Consider the following 19,250-nt stretch of genomic DNA (forward strand, 5'->3'; position numbering starts at 1 on the left):
CCGAAAGCGTGCGCGAAAACGGCAGGGCCGCGCCGCCCCCGGGAGGGCGACGCGGCCTGCGCGGGTGACTCAGACGGTCTCGGGGAGCTCCTCGAGACCCTCGGCGACCAGCTTCGCCAGCCGGTCGAGGGCGATGTCCGCACCCTCGGCGTCGGAGGCGAGGACGATCTCCTCGCCGCCTTGGGCGCCGAGGCCGAGGACGGCCAGCATGGACGCCGCGTTGACGGGGTTGCCGTCTGCCTTGGCGATCGTCATCGGGACGCCTGCGGCCGTGGCGGCTCGGACGAAGATGGAAGCGGGGCGGGCGTGGAGGCCCTCGGCCCAGCCGACGTTGACGCGGCGCTCAGCCATGTGTTGCTGCCCTTCGGTGTTCAGGTTGTCTAGACCAGTGTTCCACACGTGAAGCGTGGGAGGGAGGGGTCGTGTCGCCCCTCCCGTCACGGCTGTCGGATCGCGGCCTCGATCCGGCGTCCGTCCCCAAGACTGCCTCGCGCCGTTGTCGGACGCGAGCCGTACGCTGGGCCCCATGCAGAGCGCCTCGGACCGGCACGAGTACCCCGCCCACTGGGAGGCCGACGTGGTGCTGCGCGACGGCGGCACCGCGCGCGTCCGCCCCATCACCGTCGATGACGCCGAGCGCCTGGTCAGCTTCTACGAGCAGGTCTCGGACGAGTCGAAGTACTACCGCTTCTTCGCGCCCTACCCGCGACTGTCCGCGAAGGACGTCCACCGCTTCACGCACCACGACTTCGTGGACCGGGTGGGACTCGCGGCCACGGTCGGCGGCGAGTTCATCGCAACCGTACGCTATGACCGCATTGGCGCCGACGGCATGGCCGCCTCCGCGCCCGCCGACGAGGCCGAGGTCGCCTTCCTCGTCCAGGACGCCCACCAGGGCCGCGGGGTCGCCTCCGCCCTCCTCGAACACATCGCCGCCGTCGCGCGCGAGCGCGGCATCCGCCGGTTCGCCGCCGAGGTGCTTCCGGCCAACAGCAAGATGATCAAGGTGTTCACCGACGCCGGCTACACCCAGAAGCGCAGCTTCGAGGACGGCGTGGTCCGCCTGGAGTTCGACCTCGAACCCACCGAGCGCTCCCTGGCCGTGCAGCGCGCCCGGGAACAGCGCGCCGAGTCCCACTCCGTACGACGGCTGCTGGCACCCGGCTCCGTCGCCGTCGTCGGCGCCGGCCGGGCCGCCGGCGGAGTCGGCCGCAGTGTCCTCGGAAACCTCCGCCAGGCCGGCTTCACCGGCCGCCTCCACGCCGTGAACAAGGCGTTCCCCGAGGACCTGAAGGAGTTCGACGGCGTCCCCGCCCACCGCTCGGTGCGCGACATCGCCGAGCCGGTCGACCTCGTGGTCGTCGCCGTACCCGCCGAGCACGTGCCCGAAGTCGTCGCCGAGTGCGGCGAACACGGCGTCCAGGGCCTGGTGGTCCTCTCCGCCGGCTACGCCGAGAGCGGCCCCGACGGGCGGGAGCGCCAGCGCGAACTCGTCCGGCACGCACGCGCGTACGGCATGCGGATCATCGGCCCCAACGCCTTCGGCGTCATCAACACCTCCCCGGACGTCCGGCTCAACGCCTCCCTCGCCCCGGAACTGCCCCGCCCCGGCCGCATCGGCCTGTTCGCCCAGTCGGGAGCCATCGGCATCGCCCTGCTGTCCCGCCTCCACCGGCGCGGCGGAGGCGTCACCGGCACCACCGGCGTCTCCACCTTCATCTCCTCCGGCAACCGCGCGGACGTCTCCGGCAACGACGTCCTGCAGTACTGGTTCGACGACCCGGACACCGACGTCGCCCTCATGTACCTCGAGTCCATCGGCAACCCCCGCAAGTTCACCCGCCTCGCGCGGCGTACGGCGGCGGCCAAGCCCCTGGTGGTCGTCCAGGGCTCCGGCTCCGCCCCCCAGGGACACGCCGTACGCGCCATCCGCCTCCCGCACGCGACGGTCTCCGCGCTGCTGCGCCAGGCCGGCGTGATCCGCGTCGACACCATCACCGAACTCGTCGACGCCGGCCTGCTGCTCGCCCGTCAGCCGCTGCCGGCCGGCCCGCGGGTGGCCATCCTCGGCAACTCCGAGTCGCTGGGCCTGCTGACGTACGACGCGTGCCTCGCCGAGGGGCTGCACCCGCTGCCGCCCCTGGACCTGACCACGGAGGCGTCGGCGGACGACTTCCACGCGGCCCTCGCGCGGGCGCTGGCCGACGACTCGTGCGACGCGGTGGTGGTGACCGCGATACCCGCGATCGGCGAGATCTCGCCGGACGACGCGGAACTCGCCCAGGCGCTGCGCTCGGCCGCCGCCGCGGCTCCCGGCAAGCCGGTGCTCGTCGTCCACGTGGAACTCGGCGGCCTCGCGGCAGCGCTGTCCGCCGCGACCAGCACCGCACCTCGCGCACAGGCGCCACACGCGCGTACGGCGACGCCGACGGGAGGGCCGCAACCGCCGCTGGCCGACCACGCCCGGACGGCCGCCTCGGGCGGAGGGGGAGCGGGTGCAGGAGCCCGGGCAGACGCCCCGGTCGAAGGCGCCGGTGAAGCCCTCGCCGGAGCGCGGGCCGTTGTTCCGGGCGACGGGGCCGGCGAAGGCCGCACCCGAGCTGAGGCCTATGCCCCGGCCGATACCGCCAGCGAGGCCCTCGCGCGAGCCCGGACGGATGCCCCGGGCGAGTCCGCCGGTGGCGCCGTGACGGGTGCCTCGGCCGGTGGTGCCGTGACGGGTGCCTCCTCCCGTGCCGCTGTGACCGGTGCCTCCGCCGGTGGTGGCGTTGCCGGTGCCTCGGCGGGTGGGCGAGCCGGTGCGTCCATCGACGAGCGGGCCCACGTCTCCGCCGGTCGGCGAGCCGGTGCGCCCGGCCAGGACCTCGCCGAAGACCCCCTCGGCGCCTCTGACGCCACCCGCCTCATCCCCGCCTACCCCGCCGCCGAGCGGGCCGTCCGTGCCCTCGGTGAAGCGGTGAAATACGCCCAGTGGCGGCGCGAGGCCGCCGACCCCGGCAGGGTGCCCGAGTACGAGGACATCGACGAGAAGGGCGCCGCCCGGATGATCGAAGGGCTCCTCGCGCGCGGACAGGGACTCACCCTCGGCACCGAGGAGACCTGCGACCTGCTCGGCCGCTACGGCATCCACCCCCGCCGGGCCGCCCCCGCGCCCACCTCCGACGAGGCCGCACGGGCCGCGAGCGCGCTCGGCTACCCCGTCGCCCTCAAGGCCACCGCCCCGCACCTGCGCCACCGCGCCGACCTGGGCGGCGTCCGCCTCGACCTCGCCGACGAGGACCAACTGAGACGGGCGTACGCCGAGTTGACCGGGCTCTTCGGCGACCCCCGGGAGATCCGCCCGGTCGTCCAGGCGATGGCCCCGCGCGGGGTGGACACGGTCGTCCGCGCGGTGATCGACCCGGCGGCCGGAGCCGTGCTGTCCTTCGGTCTCGCCGGGGCGGCCTCCCAACTGCTCGGCGACATGGCGCACCGCCTGGTCCCGGTCACCGACCGCGAAGCGGCCTCCCTGATCCGTTCCATCCGCACCGCCCCCCTCCTCTTCGGCTGGCGCGGCTCGGCCCTGGTCGACACCCCCGCCCTGGAGGAGCTGCTGCTGCGTGTCTCCCGGCTGGTCGACGACCACCCCGAGGTAGTCGCCGTCACCCTGGAACCGGTCGTCGTGGCCCCGCACGGCCTCAGCGTCCTGGGCGCCTCCGTCCGCCTCGCCCCGCCCCCGGCTCGCGACGACCTCGGCCCGCGCACGCTCCCGGTGTACTGAGCCCTCGTCCGCACCCCGGGGAACCGTTCACGACCGGTGCCTCGCAGCCAGTGGGTCCCCGTAGGATGGACGCATGGCCAAGACCAGTACGACGACCCAGGGGCTGCGAGCGGCGATCGAGCGCAGCGGTTACTACCCGACCCTCGTGGCCGAGGCCGTCGAGGCCGCCGTGGGCGGCGAGCCCATCACGTCGTACATGGTCCACCAGGAGACCACGTTCGATCAGAACGAGGTTCGCAGGCACGTGACCGTGCTGGTCCTCACCGGCAACCGCTTCATCGTCAGCCACACCGACGAGCAGGCCGCCGACTCCACCTCCCCGACGCCGTACGCCACGACCTCCACGGAGTCCGTGAAGCTCGGCCGGATCTCCTCGGTCGTGGTCAGCCGCGTGGTCGCGAACCCGGAGTCCTACACGGTCGGCACGCTGCCGCGCGAGGTCGTGCTGACCATCGGCTGGGGCGCCGTGTCCCGCCTCGACCTGGAGCCCGCCGCCTGCGGCGACCCCAACTGCGACGCGGACCACGGGTACACGGGCAGCTCGACGGCGGACGACCTCAGCCTGCGCGTCAGCGAGGCGGGCGACGGCCCGGAGACGGTGCGCCAGACGCTCGCCTTCGCCCAGGCCGTCTCCGAGGCGACCGCGGACCCCACCCGCTGATGGCACAGTCCGTCTGGGACCACCCGGAACCGCTCGCCGTCGCCTCCGCCCCCGTCCCCGAGTACGGCACCGGGTCCCTCGCCGACCTGCTGCCCACGCTGGCCGCGGGCCTCGGCGTACCCGGCACCACCGCGGCGATCCCGGAGCTGACCCCGGCCGACCGCAACTGCGTCTTCCTGGTCGACGGCCTCGGCTGGGAGCAGATCAAGGACCACCCCGACGAGGCGCCCTACCTGTACGCCCTCCTCGGCAGCTCGCGTGGTGGCACCGGACGCCCGCTCACCGCCGGCTACCCGGCGACCACCGCGACCTCCCTCGCCTCCGTCGGCACCGGCCTCCCGCCGGGCGCCCACGGCCTGCCCGGCTACACCGTGCGCAATCCGGCCACCGGCGAGCTGATGAACCAGCTCCGCTGGCAGCCGTGGACCGCACCGGGCACCTGGCAGCCGTACCCCACCGTCTTCCAGCTCGCCGACCGGGCCGGGGTGCACGCCGCCCAGGTCTCGTCGCCCGTCTTCCAGAACACCCCGCTGACCAAGGTCGCGCTCAGCGGCGGAAGCTTCCACGGGCGGCTGACCGGCGAGGAGCGCATGGACCTCGCCGCCGAGCAGCTCGCCGCCGGCGACCGCTCCCTCGTCTACACGTACTACGCCGAACTGGACGGCGCGGGCCACCGCTACGGCGTCGACTCCGACACCTGGCGCGGCCAACTGATGTACGTCGACCGGCTGGTCCAGCGCCTCGCCGGGCAACTGCCCCCGCGCAGCGCCCTCTACGTCACCGCCGACCACGGAATGGTCGACGTGCCCTTCGACGAGCTGCACCGCATCGACTTCGACGAGGACTGGGAGCTGCGCGCCGGCGTCGCCCTGCTCGGCGGCGAGGGCCGCGCCCGGCATGTCTACGCCGTACCGGGCGCCGCAGGCGACGTCCTGACCTGCTGGCGCGAGGTCCTCGGGGAGCAGTTCTGGGTGGCCTCGCGGGACGAGGCGATCGCCGCGGGCTGGTTCGGGCCGCGGATCGACGAACGGGTGTACGACCGCCTCGGCGACGTGATCGCGGCAGCCCGGGACGACGTCCTGCTGATCGCCTCCGAGCGGGAGCCCAAGGAGTCCGCGATGGTCGGCAACCACGGCTCGATGACCCCTGCCGAGCAACTCGTCCCCCTGCTCGAAGTACGCTCCTGACACCCGCACATCCCCGTCGCCCACCGAGATCCCACGCCGACATCTCCCGCCGAAAGGTGCCCAACTTCCCATGCCCGAGCTGGTGTTCTTCTCCGGAACCATGGACTGCGGGAAGTCGACGCTGGCTCTCCAGATCGAGCACAACCGCTCCGCGCGCGGTCTGCAGGGCATGATCTTCACGCGTGACGACCGCGCCGGCCAGGGCAAGCTGTCCTCCCGGCTCGGTCTGGTCACCGACGCCGTCGAGGTCGAGGACGGCCAGGACCTGTACGGATACCTCGTCGACCATCTCTCGCAGGGCGGGCGTGCGGACTATGTGATCGCGGACGAGGCGCAGTTCCTCGCCGAGGAGCAGATCGACCAGCTCGCGCGCGTGGTCGACGACCTCGGTGTCGACGTGTACGCCTTCGGCATCACCACCGACTTCCGCTCCAAGCTGTTCCCCGGCTCCCAGCGCCTGGTCGAACTCGCGGACCGCGTCGAGGTCCTCCAGGTCGAGGCCCTGTGCTGGTGCGGCGCCCGTGCCACCCACAACGCCCGCACCGTCGGCGGTGTCATGGTCGTCGAGGGCGCCCAGGTCGTCGTGGGCGACGTGGACCAGGCCGACACCGTCGGCTACGAGGTCCTGTGCCGCCGCCATCACCGGCGCCGTATGACCTCGGCTTCGGCCCGGGCCGCGGCCCTGTCACCGGACGTGCTGCCGGTGCAGCAGGAGGTCTGAGAGCCTTCCTCAGCGCGGCCCCTCGATCAGGGCGAAGCGCGCCCCCTCGGGATCGGTCACGGTCGCCACGCGCCCGTGGGCGCTGTCCCGGACCGGTCCGACGACGTGCCCGCCGAGGCCGGTGACGAGGGCGAGGGCCGCGTCCGCGTCCGCCACCTCGAAGTACGTCTTCCAGTGCGGCCCGCGGTCCCGGGGCAGCGCGGTGCCCATGCCGTGGATCCCGGCGACCGGGCGCCCGGCGACGAGCAGGCTGACGTAGTCGAAGTCGGCGGAGACCTCCGCCTCCTCCTCGTAGCCGAACACCGTCTCGTAGAACTTGGTGATGCTCGCGGTGTCGTAGGTGAGCAGTTCGTTCCACGCGGGTGTGCCGGGGACGCCGGAGATGTCGGTGCCGGGGCGGGCCGCCGCCTGCCAGATGCCGAAGACCGCGCCGGAGGGGTCGGAGCCGATCGCGAGCCGCCCGGCGTCGGCGGCGTCCAGCGGCCCGACCCCGATGGTGCCGCCGCACAGCCGCACTGTCTCGGCGGTCACGTCCACGTCGTCCGAGGCGAGGTAGGGCGTCCACGCGACGGGCAGGTGCCGGTCCGGGGGGAGTTGGCCGATCACGGCCACCTCACGGCCGTCGATCAGCGCGGTCATGTATGTGCCGAGTTGATGCGGGCCGGGTTGGAATTCCCAACCGAACAGCTCGTGATAGAAGTCCTGGGTCGCCGTCAACCCGTGCACCATCAGGCTCACCCAGCAGGGTGTGCCGGGTGCGTACCGAGCATGTGCTGTGCCGTTCTGGCCGGCCGACCCACGTGCTTCGGTCATCGTCACTCTCCTCGGCCCTCGTACCACGAGGATGCCTGATGGGGGGTTTCTCGGCGGTATCCGTGCGGTTGTCGCCGTATGTCGATCGCCTGTACGGCATGTGCTCGATCCCGCACGCCTCGTGATCGAGCCTGTCCGGCCGAGCAGAGTAGCCGGACATCAGCGAGGGGGCCACCCCGTGCGCGAGGATGGTGGCCATGGAAGCCATCATCTCCGCATCCGAACTCGCCGTCGACCTGGCGGGGGAGCACCCGCCCGTCGTCCTGGACGTCCGCTGGCAGCTCAGTGTGGCGAAGGCGGCCGGTGAGCCGCCGTTCGACGGCCGGGCGGCCTACGCGGCCGGGCACGTGCCCGGCGCGGTCTACGTCGACCTGGACCGTGAGCTCGCGGGAGCGGCGGGCGCCGCCGGCCGGCACCCGCTGCCCGACCTCGCCGGGTTCGGTGCCGCGATGCGCCGGGCCGGTGTCTCGGCGGGCCGGCCGGTGGTCGTGTACGACGGCGGCCAGGGCTGGGCGGCGGCACGCGCGTGGTGGCTGCTGCGCTGGACGGGTCACCCGGACGTGCGCGTCCTCGACGGCGGGTTGCCGCAGTGGCGGGGCGAGCTCTCGGTCGACGTCCCCGCGCGCGTGGAGGGCGACTTCGTACCCGTCCCGGGCGCCGCGGGCCTTCTCGACGCGGACGGCGCAGCCGCGCTCGCCCGCTCCGGGGTGCTGTTCGACGCGCGCGCGGGCGAGCGGTACCGGGGCGAGGTCGAGCCGATCGACCGGGTCGGCGGGCACATCCCCGGCGCGGTGTCCGCGCCCACCACCGACAACGTGGGCCCGGACGGCCGGTTCCGGCCCGCCGGGGAACTGCAGGACCGCTTCAAGGCGCTGGGCGCGGACGGCGCCGAGGTGGGCGTGTACTGCGGCTCGGGCGTCTCCGGCGCCCACGAGGTGCTGGCGCTGGCGGTGGCCGGCATCCCGGCGGACCTGTACGTGGGGTCCTGGTCGGAGTGGTCCTCCGACCCGTCCCGGCCGGTCGCGGTGGGCCCCGAACCGCAGTGACCTGCGTCGCATACGGACGTACGGGAGGGCCGCACCGAGCGGGTGCGGCCCTCCCGTACGTATCAACCGGTGTGCGAACCGAGTCGGATGAACAGGTGTGCGCCCGGGTGAGGTTGCCCCAGGGCGCACCACTTCCGCTGCTCCGGTTATTCCTGCTTCTTACGCCGGGTCCCGAACACGATCTCGTCCCAGCTGGGCACGGCCGCGCGCCGGCCCGGCCGGACGCCGTCCGCCTCGGCCTGACGGTCGGTGGCGCCGATGAGCCGGTCGCGGTGGCTGCCGACCGACCGGGGCATGAGGACGTCCGCGTACGCGGAACCCGCGGAGGCGGCGGGCGCCGGCGGTTCCTCGGCGGCGGGCTCCTGCTCGTCGTCGGGCTCCTCCGGGGCCTCCACCGGGCGCTCGGGGACCACCATGTCGCCCCGGAAGCTCGGCACCGCCTCCAGCAGGCTGGTCAGCGAGTCCCGCTCCCGTTCACCGGTGCCCTCCTCGGCCGGCTCGGACGGCTGGGCGGGCAGGCTCGGCCGTTCCAGGGCGCGGTCCATCGCGCGGTCGCGCGGCAGCCGGGCGATACGCGGGACGAACGGAAAGCTGGGCTCCGGCGCGGAGAGGTCGTCGGACTCGCCGATCAGCGAGCGCGCCTCGTTGTCGACGGCCTGGACGAGCCGCCGGGGCGGGTCGTACGTCCAGCTCGCCGAGTGCGGTTCACCCGCGACCAGATAGACCAGCAGGACTTCCCAGGTGCCGTCGTCACGGCGCCAGGAGTCCCACTGGACGGTGTCCTTCTCGGCGCCGCGCAGCAGCAGCCGCTCCTGGACCGCCTCGCCGAGCTGGGGTCCCGCGGCGTTCTCGCCGGGGCGTCGGACGGGCGTCTTGCGGGCTCGCTCGGCCATGAAGGCACGCTCGGCCAGCACGGGGCCCTCGAAGCGGCGCACCCGGTCGACGGGAATGCCCGCCATCTGGGCGACCTCTTCCGCGGTCGCACCGGCACGTATGCGCGCCTGGATGTCGCGGGGGCGGAGATGGCTCTCCACCTCGATCTCGATCTGGCCGAGGCGGGGACGGTCGCCGCGTACGGCGGCGCGCAGACGCTCGTCAATCGGAAGCGTGTACTCCGTGCTGTCCGCAGCCTTCAGCACCAGCCGTGTGCCGTCATTGGAGACGGCCACGACACGCAGTTCGGGCATGGGGACCTCCCGGGTGGTGCCTGCCGACGTCACGTGCGTCGCTGCTTCCGCTAGACGAGTGTGGCCTGCCCGGGTGCAGCCTGCCACAACCTTGCCGAGTTGCCCGGCGTGTCGGGCGCGGGCCCTTGATCGCCGTTATGACACGGTTACCTATTCGCCACGCTAAGTGACTAAAGCCGTCACCCTGTGCAACTAGCCCCCCTCTTGGCGGTCCAGCAAGGCCGCGGACACCCTGTGGGGAGACCGGGCCCAGGGCTCGCAACAGTACTCCATTTGGGCCACGTGCGTGGATTGGCACGCGACCCAATTCCTGGCAAGAGGTGGGACTTGGCGACCCGTGAAGCGCTTTCCGCGATCTTGGACGTGGCGCACTTCACGGAATCCCGGAATCGGGAGCGTTGCTCCTTATGCCCCCAGCACCCGCCGCAGATAGTCGTTCTGGAAGCGGCGATCGGGGTCGAGCCGGTCGCGCAGGGCGGTGAACTCGCCGAAGCGCGGATACACCCGGGCGAAGTACTCGGCGTCCCGTGTGTGCACCTTGCCCCAGTGCGGCCGGCCCTCGTGCGCGGTCAGGATGGCCTCGGCGGCGGTGAAGTACCGCTGGTAAGGAGTGCCCTTGACCATGTGGACGGCGATGTACGCGCTGTCCCGGCCGGAGGCGGTGGACAGAGTGATGTCGTCGGCGGGCGCGGTGCGCACCTCCACCGGGAAGCTGACGCGCAGGCCCGAGCGGTCGACCATCGCCTTCAACTCGCGCAGCGCCCCGGTGACGGCCGCGCGCGGGACGGCGTACTCCATCTCCACGAAACGCACCCGGCGCGGTGATGTGAAGACCTTGTAGGGGATGTCGGTGTAAGTCCGCGCGGACAGCGCCCTGCTGGAGATCCGCGCGATCGTCGGGATGGTGGCGGGCGCGGCGCGGCCCACCCACTGGGCCGCCTGGAAGACCCCGTTGGAGAGGAACTCGTCCTCGACCCAGCCCGCCACCTGGCCCACCGGCTTGCGGGGGCCGGCGCTGCGGTTGTTGCGCTTGGTGTTGGTGCTGCCGGTGTGCGGGAACCAGTAGAACTCGAAGTGCTCGTTCTCGGCCCACAGTTCGTCGAAGTCGGCGAGAACCCTGTCGAACGGCATGGGTTCTTCGCGCGCGGTGAGCAGGAAGACCGGCTCCACGGCGAAGGTGATCGCGGTGACGACGCCGAGCGCGCCGAGACCGATCCGGGCGGCGGCGAAAACGGCGCGTTCCTCGTCGGTGCCTTTCTCGGAGCAGGTGAGCACCGAACCGTCGGCGGTGACCAGTTCCAGACCCTTGATCTGCGCGGCGATCGAACCGGACTCGCGGCCCGTGCCGTGAGTCCCCGTGCTGGTGGCCCCGGACACCGTCTGCTCCATGATGTCGCCCATGTTCGTGAGCGACAGACCCTCGCGCGCGAGAGCCATGTTGAGTCTCTTGAGCGGTGTGCCGGCCTCCACCGTGACCGTCATGTCGTCGCGGTTGATCTCGCGGATCCCGGTCAACAGTTGAGGACGGATCAACACCCCGTCCGTGGCGGCGATCGAGGTGAAGGAGTGCCCGGAGCCGACCGCCTTCACCCGCAGCCCGTCCTCGGCCGCCCTGCGCACGGCCGCGGCCAGCTCGTCGACGGAGGCGGGCGTGACCTCCCGCGCGGGACGCGCGGACACATTGCCGCCCCAGTTACGCCACGTGCCGTTCTTCCCGCTCGCTGTGCTGCTCAACGGTGCCTCCCCGCCCCGGCGCCGGCCTGCTGAGCCGGCGGTACCCCAGGAAACCGACCACGGCCGCGACGGCCCCGGCCACCGCCGGAACCCCGTACCCGGCCCGCGCCCCGGCCGCGTCGATGACCCAGCCCGCGACGGAGGACCCGAGCGCGACCCCGACCGCGAGCCCGGTGCTGATCCAGGTCATGCCCTCGGTCAGTTGTGCGCGTGGTACGTGCTCTTCGATGAGGGACATGGTGGTGATCATCGTGGGTGCGATGGCCAGACCCGCAAGGAACAGCGCCACGGCCAGAAACGGCAAGTTTCCGACCAGTAGGAGGGGGATCATACTCACGGCCATCATGAACACGCCCAGCAGCCAGCGCCTTTCCGGCGGTCCGCCCGGGCGCAGCAGACCGAAGATCAGCCCGGCGAGGCAGGATCCGGCCGCGTAGACCGCCAGGACGACGCTCGCGGCGCCCTTGTGGCCCCGCTCGTCGGCGAAGGCGACGGTGACCACGTCGACCGCCCCGAAGATCGCCCCGGTCGCCACGAACGTGGCCACGAGGACCTGCAGCCCGGGCGAGCGCAGCGCCGAGCCGCCGCCGCGCAGCCCGCGCGGGTGCGGCTCCGGCTCGGTGCCCCGCTGGGCGGTCAGCCAGAAGACGCCGACCGCGAGGAAGCACGCGGCCAGCAGCGGCCCCGCCTCCGGGAACCAGGCGGTGGACAGCCCGATGGAGATGATCGGCCCGAGGATGAAGCACACCTCGTCCACCACGGACTCGAAGGAGTACGCGGTGTGCAGCTGCGGAGTGCCCCGGTACACGGCCGCCCAGCGGGCCCTGACCATCGCGCCGAGGCTCGGCACCGCGCCGATGCCCGCGGCGCACACGAACAGCACCCAGTCCGGCCACCCGAAGTGCGCGGCCGGCAGCAGTCCGGCCGCCGAGGCCAGCGCGACCAGCGTCGCGGGACGCAGCACCCTGCGCTGCCCGTGCTGATCCACCAGGCGGGATATCCGCGGTCCGACGACCGCCGCCGACAGCGCGATGGTCGCCGACAGGGCGCCCGCGAGGCCGTAGCGCCCGGTGAGCTGGGAGACCATCGTGACCACGCCGATGCCCATCATCGACAACGGCATCCGGCCGACGAACCCCGCGGCGGAGAAGCCCCTGGAGCCGGGAGCGGCGAACAGGGCGCGGTAGGGGCTGGGCACGGAGGTCTCCGGTGGGTCCGGTTCACGCGCGCGTGGCGGCTCCGCGCGGCGGGAGGAAAAGCGGCTCGTAGTGCCGGGTCACGCTCGGTAAGGCGCGAAGGCAGCTCATACAGCTTACGAGTTGGGCAAACCTAGAGCACCCGGCGTGCACGCCCCCGCGCGGGGCCTTCCCACGTGCCGACCCACGCGCGTCCCGTCAGCGGCGGGTGGCAGGATCGACTCATGCCAGACGCGCTCGATGCCACCCCCTACGACGCCCTGCTCCTGCTCTCCTTCGGCGGCCCGGAAGGCCCGGACGACGTGGTTCCGTTCCTGGAGAACGTGACGAGAGGGCGCGGCATCCCCAAGGAACGCCTCAAGGAAGTCGGGCAGCACTACTTCCTGTTCGGCGGGGTCAGCCCCATCAACGACCAGAACCGCGCCCTGCTGGACGCCCTGCGCAAGGACTTCGCCGACCACGGCCTGGACCTGCCGATCCACTGGGGCAACCGCAACTGGGCCCCGTACCTCACCGACACCCTGCGGGAGATGGCCGCCGAGGGCCGCCGCAGGATCCTCGTCCTCGCCACCAGCGCCTACGCCTCCTACTCGGGCTGCCGCCAGTACCGCGAGAACCTCGCCGACTCGCTGGCCGCGCTGGAGGCGGAGGGCCTGCCGCTGCCGAAGGTCGACAAGCTGCGGCACTACTTCAACCACCCGGGCTTCCTCGAGCCCATGGTCGACGGCGTGGTCGAGGCCCTCGCCGACCTCCCCGAGGAGGTCCGCGACGGCGCCCACCTCGCGTTCACGACCCACTCGATCCCCACCGCCTCCGCCGACAGCTCCGGCCCGGTGGAGGACCACGGCGACGGCGGGGCCTACGTACGGCAGCACCTGGACGTCGCGCGGCTGATCGCCGACGCCGTCCGCGAGCGCACCGGTGTCGACCACCCCTGGCAGCTCGTCTACCAGTCCCGCTCCGGAGCCCCGCACATCCCCTGGCTGGAGCCGGACATCTGCGACCACCTGGAGGAGCGGCACGCAGCCGGCGTCCCGGCGGTCGTGATGGCGCCCATCGGCTTCGTCTCCGACCACATGGAGGTCCTCTACGACCTCGACACCGAGGCGAAGGCCAGGGCCGCGGAACTGGGGCTGCCGGTGCGCCGCTCGGCCACCGTCGGCGCCGACCCGCGGTTCGCCGCCGCGATCCGCGACCTCGTCCTGGAGCGCGCGCGTACCGAGCGCGGCCAGGAGGTCACGCCGTGCGCGCTGGGCGCCCTCGGCGCGAGCCGCGACCTCTGCCCGGTCGGCTGCTGCCCGGCCCGCGCGCCCCGGCCCGCCGCCGCGGGCGCCGACAGCCCGTACGCGTGAGGAGCGACGTGACCGACCCCCTGCACGACGTGACCGACCCCCTGCACCAGAACCTGCTCGAACTCGCCCGCGAGGCCGCCCGGCGCGCCGGTGAGCTGCTGCGGGACGGCCGGCCGGCCGACCTCGCGGTCGCCGCCACCAAGTCCAGCCCCATCGACGTGGTCACCGAGATGGACATCGCCGCGGAGAAACTGATCACCGGCCTGATCGCCGAGCGGCGCCCCGACGACGGCTTCCTCGGCGAGGAGGGCGCCTCCAGCACGGGCAGCAGCGGCATCCGCTGGGTGATCGACCCGCTCGACGGCACGGTCAACTACCTCTACGGACTGCCCACCTGGTCCGTCTCCATCGCCGCCGAACAGGACGGCGAGACCGTCGTCGGGGTCGTGGAGATCCCGATGCGCGCGGAGTCGTACCACGCGGTACGCGGCCGGGGCGCCCGGGCGACCGGTGCCTGGGACGGCGAGCGGGAGCTGTCCTGCCGTCCCGCGGCCCCCCTCGACCAGGCGCTGGTGTCCACCGGCTTCAACTACGTCACCGAGGTCCGCGCCCACCAGGCCGACGTGGCGCAGCGGCTGATCCCCCTGCTGCGGGACATCCGGCGCGGCGGCTCGGCCGCGGTCGACCTGTGCGACGTGGCCGCCGGCCGCCTCGACGGCTACTACGAGCGCGGACTGCACCCCTGGGACCTCGCCGCGGGCGACCTCATCGCCCGGGAGGCGGGCGCGCTGACCGGTGGACGCCCCGGAGAGCGCCCCGCACACGATCTGGCGATCGCCGCCACCCCGGCCGTCTTCGAGCCCCTCCAGCGCCTCCTGGAGGACTTCGGAGCCTGGCACGACTGACTCCGGCACGGCAGACGCGAAGGGGCCCCGGCGCTGGATTCGCCGGGGCCCTCCGTCATGCGCGCGGTACCGCTCAGACGCTGGCTGCGCCTACCTCCACACCGTGTTCGGCGGCGAGGCGGCGCAGGTCTTCGAGCTCTGCCTGCTCCACCTCGGCGAGGAAGTCGTCGCCCTCGTCACGAGCCCTCGTCAGGTCGGACTCGGTCGCCCTTATGCGCTGCAGAAGTCCTGCGGTGAAAGCGTCCATGCTGCGCCCCCTCGTCCTTGGGTCGTGGGTCGGTGGCACGGGGGTGTGCCGTTTTCGGGAAGGGGCGATCACGTCTCCAGCGGATGCCCGACAGCGCTGCCCTGCCGGGCGGCGACGGTGCCGGACACCCACGCCCGCTCTGCGGAAAGCGGACCGCGGAGTACCACATGGTGTTGTGGCACATGCAGAGCGTGATCGCGGGGTGTAAAGCCGTCCTCCCCCCGCTCCCTTCCACGGAAACCTCAACCGCACGAGAAAATCTCGCATTCCCGGGCTTCACACCCGTTCTTCATGGTGCGCGCACCGCCTTACCGCCGACTTATGGCCGAAAAGGGCAGGATGGAAGACCACACTCACCAGAACCCCTGCTCGCGTGCGCTCACGGAGCGCTACGCGGGTGGACACAGGAAGGACAAGCGACGTGCGCGTACTCGTCGTCGAGGACGAGCAACTGCTCGCCGATGCGGTGGCCACCGGACTGCGCCGGGAGGCCATGGCCGTCGACGTCGTGTACGACGGTGCGGCCGCTCTGGAGCGCATCGGCGTCAACGACTACGACGTGGTCGTCCTCGACCGTGACCTCCCGCTCGTCCACGGCGACGACGTCTGCCGCAAGATCGTCGAACTCGGCATGCCCACCCGCGTGCTGATGCTCACGGCCTCCGGCGACGTCAGCGACCGGGTGGAGGGCCTGGAGATCGGCGCCGACGACTACCTTCCCAAACCCTTCGCCTTCAGCGAGCTGATCGCACGCGTGCGTGCCCTCGGCCGGCGCACCAGCGTGCCGCTGCCGCCGGTCCTGGAGCGGGCCGGGATCAAGCTCGACCCCAACCGCCGCGAGGTCTTCCGTGACGGCAAGGAGGTCCAGCTCGCGCCGAAGGAGTTCGCCGTCCTGGAGGTCCTGATGCGCAGCGAGGGCGCCGTGGTCTCGGCGGAGCAGCTCCTGGAGAAGGCGTGGGACGAGAACACCGACCCGTTCACCAACGTGGTCCGCGTGACGGTCATGACGCTCCGCCGCAAGCTGGGCGAACCACCGGTGATCGTCACGGTGCCCGGTTCCGGCTACCGGATCTGATCCCGTGGCCGCCACCCCCGCCCCGCCCCAGGCCCCTCCGAAGCCCACCTGGGACCCCAGGAGGATGGAACCCGCCCTCCCCTGGCTGCGCCCGACGATCCGCATACGGCTGACGCTGCTGTACGGCGGCATGTTCCTGATAGCGGGCATCCTTCTGCTCTCGATCATCTATCTGCTGGCCGCACAGGCTCTTCACGAGGGCAGCGGGCAGTCCTTCCAGATCAGCGGGAGCAGCCTCAACATCACCAGTTCCACCTGCCCCAAGCTGGACACGGCGGCCAACCAGGAGCAGTTCACCGAGTTCCTCAAGCAGTGCGACGCGGCGCAGCGGCAGCACGCCCTGGACGACCTGCTCAGCCGCTCTCTCCTCGCCCTCCTCGGCCTCGCGGTGATCGCCTTCGCCTTCGGGTACGCCATGGCCGGGCGGGTGCTGTCCCCGCTCGGCCGGATCACCCGCACCGCCCGCGCGGTGGCAGGTTCGGACCTGTCCCGGCGGATCGAGCTGGACGGCCCGGACGACGAGCTCAAGGAGCTCGCCGACACGTTCGACGACATGCTGGAGCGCCTCCAGCGGGCGTTCACCGCCCAGCAGCGCTTCGTCGGCAACGCCTCGCACGAGCTGCGCACGCCGCTGGCGATCAACCGCACGCTCCTCGAGGTGCACCTGTCCGACCCGAACGCGCCCGTGGAGTGGCAACAGCTCGGCAAGACCCTGCTGGCCACCAACGAGCGCAGTGAACAGCTGGTGGAGGGTCTGCTGCTGCTCGCCCGCAGCGACAACCAGATCGTCGAGCGCAAGCCGGTCGACCTCGCCGAGGTCGCCGAGCAGGCCGTCGACCAGGTGCACGCGGAGGCGGAGGCCAAGGGCGTGCGGATCCGCGGAGAGCAGAAACCGGCGGTCGTCCAGGGCAACGGTGTTCTGCTGGAGAGGATCGCCCTGAACCTGGTCCAGAACGCGGTGCGGTACAACGTGTCGGAGGGTGGCTGGGTGGAGGTGACCACCGAGGTCCAGCACGGCCAGGCGATCCTGGTCGTGTCGAACACCGGGCCGGTCGTGCCGGCGTACGAGATCGACAACCTTTTCGAGCCGTTCCGGCGGCTGCGCACCGAGCGCACGGGCAGTGACAAGGGGGTCGGGCTCGGGCTGTCCATCGTGCGGTCCGTGGCCCGGGCGCACGGCGGGCACATCACGGCCCAGCCGAGAGAGGGAGGGGGGCTCATGATGCGGGTTGCGCTACCTGTCTGAGATCATGTCGCCGACACACACGGGGATGTTCGCTTTGCGCGGAATTCTCAGGGCTCCTCTCCGGGGCTCCCGTGTGTGATCGATCACAAGGGCGAATTTCCAGCCATACACTCTCCGTGATCATGCAGAACGTCGTAAAGCCCGGAAAATCCGGGTTTTCGGGGGTCTTGATCACGGGAAGTACACGGTGAGACGCCTTTGAAGTGCGGCATTCGGACCGTGTACGGTCCCCATCGCCATCCAAGCCGATCACTCGTGAGGAGTCCGGTTGGGTGTCGATTGAGTAACAGACCTTGATGTGAGGCAAAATCTCCGCCTCGAGGCGGGCACAAGTCCGGCCTCTCACGCGTTACGTGCGCTGGAGACACCGCAGACACCCAGAGGGGGAGAGGCGAAATGGCAACCGATTACGACACCCCACGCAAGACCGACGATGACGTTGACTCCGACAGCCTTGAAGAACTGAAGGCCCGGCGGAACGACAAGTCGGCCTCCGCCGTCGATGTCGACGAATTCGAGGCCGCGGAGGGCCTGGAGCTTCCTGGAGCCGACCTCTCGAACGAGGAGCTGGCCGTCCGGGTGCTGCCCAAGCAGCAGGACGAGTTCACCTGCATGAGCTGCTTCCTGGTGCACCACCGCAGCCAGCTGGCCAGGGAGAAGAACGGCCAGCCGATCTGCCGCGACTGCGACTGAGAAGGGGTCGGCCGTGACTGGCTCGACCCCCCATCGGAAGCGCCGCTTCCGGCTCCCGGGAGCGGACAAGGGGCCGTCCGACGGCCCTCACGGCGTGCGTGACGACGAGCGAGGCTCTTCCGGTACGGGGATGGTCCCCGACGGATCGGCCTCGCTCGAAGCGACCGGCGACGGGGCTGACCTCCCGGCGCCGACGCAAGGCACCGCGCCCGTCGCACAGCGACGGGCCGCGGTGGTGCGGGCCCGGGCCCGGACTCTGGCCCGGGAAGGCGTCCGCAGGGGCGGCGACCGCGCCAGGGCGGGGCTGGGGTACCTCACCGACCGGATCATCGAGATCGCCCCGAGGATCCCCGTGAGGGACCTCGCCACGCTCCGCAGGCAGTTCCCCGGCCTCGGCCCCGAGCAGATCGCCGACAAGCTCGTGGCGGGCGCCGTGAACGCCACGTCCACCGTCGGGGCGGGCGTCGGCGCGGCGGCCATGCTGCCCGTACCGCCCGCGATGCCGGCCGAACTGGCCGCGGAGATCACCGGGGTCGCGGCGGTCGAACTGAAACTGATCGCCGAACTGCACGAGGTGTACGGCGTACGGCCCCCCGGCGGCCTGAAGGACCGCAGCACCGCCTATCTGCGCTCCTGGTCGGGCGAGCGCGGTATCGACCCGCTGAAGCCCTCCTCGATCAACTCCGCGCTCGGCGGCCAGATGAAGCGCGAGCTGCGCCAGCAGATCATGAAGCGCATGGTCCGCGACCTGCCGATGCTGATGCCGTTCCTGGTGGGCGCCGCGGTGGGTGCCGCCATGAACCGGCGGGACACCAGAAGGCTCGCCGCCAGGATCCGCGCCGACCTGCGCCGGGCCCAGGTCCCCTGGGAGGCACTGGAGGAGCTCCCGCCACTGGAGAGACCCGCGGACCCGGTGGACATGACAGAGCTCCCCGGCAGACACGGGAAGCCTGGGGAGCTCGGGTACTGAGGTAAAGGTTTCGCCTGGGCCGCTGCTAGGCCACGGCCTCCCGCGCCGTCCGCAGCGCCTCCGCCAGCCGCTCCGGCTCCCGGGTCGACAGGTACAGGTACGGCGTCGGGTCGTCCGGGTCGGTGACCTGCACGCGCAGCGCCGTCGGGATGTAGGAGCGCAGCAGCAGGAACGCCCGGGTGTCGGCCTTGTACGTACGCCAGGCGCGAGCCTCCTCCGGGTCCAGCACCTCCGCGTCGCCCAGCGCCGTGACCGGGATCTTCGCCTCGCCCGCGATCAGCGAGTCGCCCACGACACGGATGCGTACCGAGCCGTACGAACTGGCCATGACCGCCGCGAAAGCGGTGCCGCCGACCAGACCGCCGAGCAGGGGCAGGGTGCCGAAGGGCAGCAGGATCAGGGCGAAGGAGACGCCCACGAGGAACGAGACCAGCCACCATGAGCGGGGAGCGGTGAGACGTTCTTCGTACGGGGTGGCGGAAAGCTGCATGAGGCCTAGCTTGGCACGGTGTCCGGA

18 protein-coding genes are annotated in these 19,250 nt (G+C 72.0%); 11 read left to right on the forward strand and 7 right to left on the reverse strand.

From position 1 onward, the window contains the following. Positions 1-69: 69 nt before the first annotated feature. Positions 70-351: an HPr family phosphocarrier protein gene (locus ACFPIH_RS11535; RefSeq protein ID WP_381174015.1), complete on the reverse strand. Its 282-nt coding sequence runs from the start codon at positions 349-351 to the stop codon at positions 70-72. 175 nt (positions 352-526) lie between these two features. Here ACFPIH_RS11535 and ACFPIH_RS11540 point away from each other — a divergent pair, with 175 nt between their 5' ends. The 4 genes from ACFPIH_RS11540 (at position 527) to ACFPIH_RS11555 (ending at position 6,329) form a co-directional block, all read left to right on the forward strand. Then, entirely contained in the window at positions 527-3,760 is a 3,234-nt protein-coding gene (locus ACFPIH_RS11540; protein WP_381174017.1) for a bifunctional acetate--CoA ligase family protein/GNAT family N-acetyltransferase, read from the forward strand. 73 nt (positions 3,761-3,833) lie between these two features. Next, complete coding sequence (locus ACFPIH_RS11545; RefSeq protein ID WP_381174019.1) at positions 3,834-4,421, forward strand: DUF5998 family protein; 588 nt, start codon at positions 3,834-3,836, stop codon at positions 4,419-4,421. Then, entirely contained in the window at positions 4,421-5,608 is a 1,188-nt protein-coding gene (locus ACFPIH_RS11550; protein ID WP_381174021.1) for an alkaline phosphatase family protein, read from the forward strand. The genes ACFPIH_RS11545 and ACFPIH_RS11550 overlap by 1 nt, the downstream gene beginning before the upstream one ends. 70 nt (positions 5,609-5,678) lie before the next feature. Next, positions 5,679-6,329, forward strand: a complete 651-nt coding sequence (locus ACFPIH_RS11555; RefSeq protein WP_381174023.1) for a thymidine kinase — start codon at positions 5,679-5,681, stop codon at positions 6,327-6,329. 9 nt (positions 6,330-6,338) lie between these two features. Here the strand turns inward: ACFPIH_RS11555 and ACFPIH_RS11560 are convergent, their stop codons facing one another. Beyond that, positions 6,339-7,142, reverse strand: a complete 804-nt coding sequence (locus ACFPIH_RS11560) for a VOC family protein (protein ID WP_381174025.1) — start codon at positions 7,140-7,142, stop codon at positions 6,339-6,341. Positions 7,143-7,339: 197 nt separating this feature from the next. Here ACFPIH_RS11560 and ACFPIH_RS11565 point away from each other — a divergent pair, with 197 nt between their 5' ends. Next, a complete protein-coding gene (locus ACFPIH_RS11565) occupies positions 7,340-8,188 on the forward strand; it encodes a sulfurtransferase (RefSeq protein ID WP_381174027.1) in 849 nt (282 codons plus the stop codon). Positions 8,189-8,334: 146 nt separating this feature from the next. On the opposite strand, the gene sepH is transcribed toward ACFPIH_RS11565, so the two are convergent. The 3 genes from sepH to ACFPIH_RS11580 all read right to left on the reverse strand — a co-directional run bounded on the left by sepH (position 8,335) and on the right by ACFPIH_RS11580 (position 12,307). After that, positions 8,335-9,375, reverse strand: coding sequence for a septation protein SepH (gene sepH, locus ACFPIH_RS11570; protein WP_381174029.1), 1,041 nt, complete (start codon positions 9,373-9,375; stop codon positions 8,335-8,337). Between the two features lie 405 nt (positions 9,376-9,780). After that, positions 9,781-11,109 carry a D-arabinono-1,4-lactone oxidase gene (locus ACFPIH_RS11575; RefSeq protein ID WP_381174031.1) on the reverse strand — a complete coding sequence of 443 codons (1,329 nt, stop codon included), beginning with the start codon at positions 11,107-11,109 and terminating at the stop codon, positions 9,781-9,783. After that, on the reverse strand, positions 11,069-12,307 hold the full coding sequence (locus ACFPIH_RS11580; protein WP_381174033.1) for an MFS transporter: 1,239 nt from the start codon (positions 12,305-12,307) through the stop codon (positions 11,069-11,071). Before ACFPIH_RS11580 ends, ACFPIH_RS11575 begins: the two co-directional genes overlap by 41 nt. Positions 12,308-12,529: 222 nt before the next feature. On the opposite strand from ACFPIH_RS11580, the gene ACFPIH_RS11585 reads away from it, so the two are divergent. Further along, positions 12,530-13,657, forward strand: a complete 1,128-nt coding sequence (locus ACFPIH_RS11585) for a ferrochelatase (protein ID WP_381174035.1) — start codon at positions 12,530-12,532, stop codon at positions 13,655-13,657. Between the two features lie 29 nt (positions 13,658-13,686). Beyond that, positions 13,687-14,502: an inositol monophosphatase family protein gene (locus tag ACFPIH_RS11590; protein ID WP_381174288.1), complete on the forward strand. Its 816-nt coding sequence runs from the start codon at positions 13,687-13,689 to the stop codon at positions 14,500-14,502. 73 nt (positions 14,503-14,575) lie between these two features. Here the strand turns inward: ACFPIH_RS11590 and ACFPIH_RS11595 are convergent, their stop codons facing one another. Then, on the reverse strand, positions 14,576-14,749 hold the full coding sequence (locus ACFPIH_RS11595) for a hypothetical protein (RefSeq protein ID WP_381174037.1): 174 nt from the start codon (positions 14,747-14,749) through the stop codon (positions 14,576-14,578). 421 nt (positions 14,750-15,170) lie between these two features. On the opposite strand from ACFPIH_RS11595, the gene ACFPIH_RS11600 reads away from it, so the two are divergent. The 4 genes from ACFPIH_RS11600 to ACFPIH_RS11615 all read left to right on the forward strand — a co-directional run bounded on the left by ACFPIH_RS11600 (position 15,171) and on the right by ACFPIH_RS11615 (position 18,733). Beyond that, the gene (locus tag ACFPIH_RS11600; RefSeq protein ID WP_003993508.1) at positions 15,171-15,824 is read left to right on the forward strand and encodes a response regulator transcription factor; all 654 of its coding nucleotides are present in this window, start codon (positions 15,171-15,173) and stop codon (positions 15,822-15,824) included. Positions 15,825-15,828: 4 nt separating this feature from the next. Continuing rightward, positions 15,829-17,070, forward strand: coding sequence for a sensor histidine kinase (locus ACFPIH_RS11605; RefSeq protein ID WP_381174039.1), 1,242 nt, complete (start codon positions 15,829-15,831; stop codon positions 17,068-17,070). Between the two features lie 396 nt (positions 17,071-17,466). Next, positions 17,467-17,763 carry a DUF4193 domain-containing protein gene (locus ACFPIH_RS11610; RefSeq protein ID WP_003993510.1) on the forward strand — a complete coding sequence of 99 codons (297 nt, stop codon included), beginning with the start codon at positions 17,467-17,469 and terminating at the stop codon, positions 17,761-17,763. A 13-nt stretch (positions 17,764-17,776) separates the two neighbouring features. Continuing rightward, positions 17,777-18,733 carry a hypothetical protein gene (locus ACFPIH_RS11615; protein ID WP_381174041.1) on the forward strand — a complete coding sequence of 319 codons (957 nt, stop codon included), beginning with the start codon at positions 17,777-17,779 and terminating at the stop codon, positions 18,731-18,733. A gap of 25 nt (positions 18,734-18,758) precedes the next feature. Here ACFPIH_RS11615 and ACFPIH_RS11620 read toward each other — a convergent pair whose 3' ends face one another. Next, positions 18,759-19,223, reverse strand: coding sequence for a DUF3093 domain-containing protein (locus tag ACFPIH_RS11620; protein ID WP_381174043.1), 465 nt, complete (start codon positions 19,221-19,223; stop codon positions 18,759-18,761). Between the last annotated feature and the right edge of the window lie 27 nt (positions 19,224-19,250).

This window comes from Streptomyces vulcanius, from assembly GCF_042653945.1.
Classification (GTDB): Bacteria; Actinomycetota; Actinomycetes; order Streptomycetales; family Streptomycetaceae; genus Streptomyces; species Streptomyces mangrovi.

Excerpts from the sequence above, each read along its gene's own strand:
- ACFPIH_RS11535 (WP_381174015.1), bottom strand. The coding sequence starts at position 351 with ATGGCTGAGCGCCGCGTCAACGTCGGCTGGGCCGAGGGCCTCCACGCC.
- ACFPIH_RS11540 (WP_381174017.1), top strand. The coding sequence starts at position 527 with ATGCAGAGCGCCTCGGACCGGCACGAGTACCCCGCCCACTGGGAGGCC.
- ACFPIH_RS11545 (WP_381174019.1), top strand. The coding sequence starts at position 3,834 with ATGGCCAAGACCAGTACGACGACCCAGGGGCTGCGAGCGGCGATCGAG.
- ACFPIH_RS11550 (WP_381174021.1), top strand. The coding sequence starts at position 4,421 with ATGGCACAGTCCGTCTGGGACCACCCGGAACCGCTCGCCGTCGCCTCC.
- ACFPIH_RS11555 (WP_381174023.1), top strand. The coding sequence starts at position 5,679 with ATGCCCGAGCTGGTGTTCTTCTCCGGAACCATGGACTGCGGGAAGTCG.
- ACFPIH_RS11560 (WP_381174025.1), bottom strand. The coding sequence starts at position 7,142 with ATGACCGAAGCACGTGGGTCGGCCGGCCAGAACGGCACAGCACATGCT.
- ACFPIH_RS11565 (WP_381174027.1), top strand. The coding sequence starts at position 7,340 with ATGGAAGCCATCATCTCCGCATCCGAACTCGCCGTCGACCTGGCGGGG.
- sepH (WP_381174029.1), bottom strand. The coding sequence starts at position 9,375 with ATGCCCGAACTGCGTGTCGTGGCCGTCTCCAATGACGGCACACGGCTG.
- ACFPIH_RS11585 (WP_381174035.1), top strand. The coding sequence starts at position 12,530 with ATGCCAGACGCGCTCGATGCCACCCCCTACGACGCCCTGCTCCTGCTC.
- ACFPIH_RS11595 (WP_381174037.1), bottom strand. The coding sequence starts at position 14,749 with ATGGACGCTTTCACCGCAGGACTTCTGCAGCGCATAAGGGCGACCGAG.
- ACFPIH_RS11610 (WP_003993510.1), top strand. The coding sequence starts at position 17,467 with ATGGCAACCGATTACGACACCCCACGCAAGACCGACGATGACGTTGAC.
- ACFPIH_RS11620 (WP_381174043.1), bottom strand. The coding sequence starts at position 19,223 with ATGCAGCTTTCCGCCACCCCGTACGAAGAACGTCTCACCGCTCCCCGC.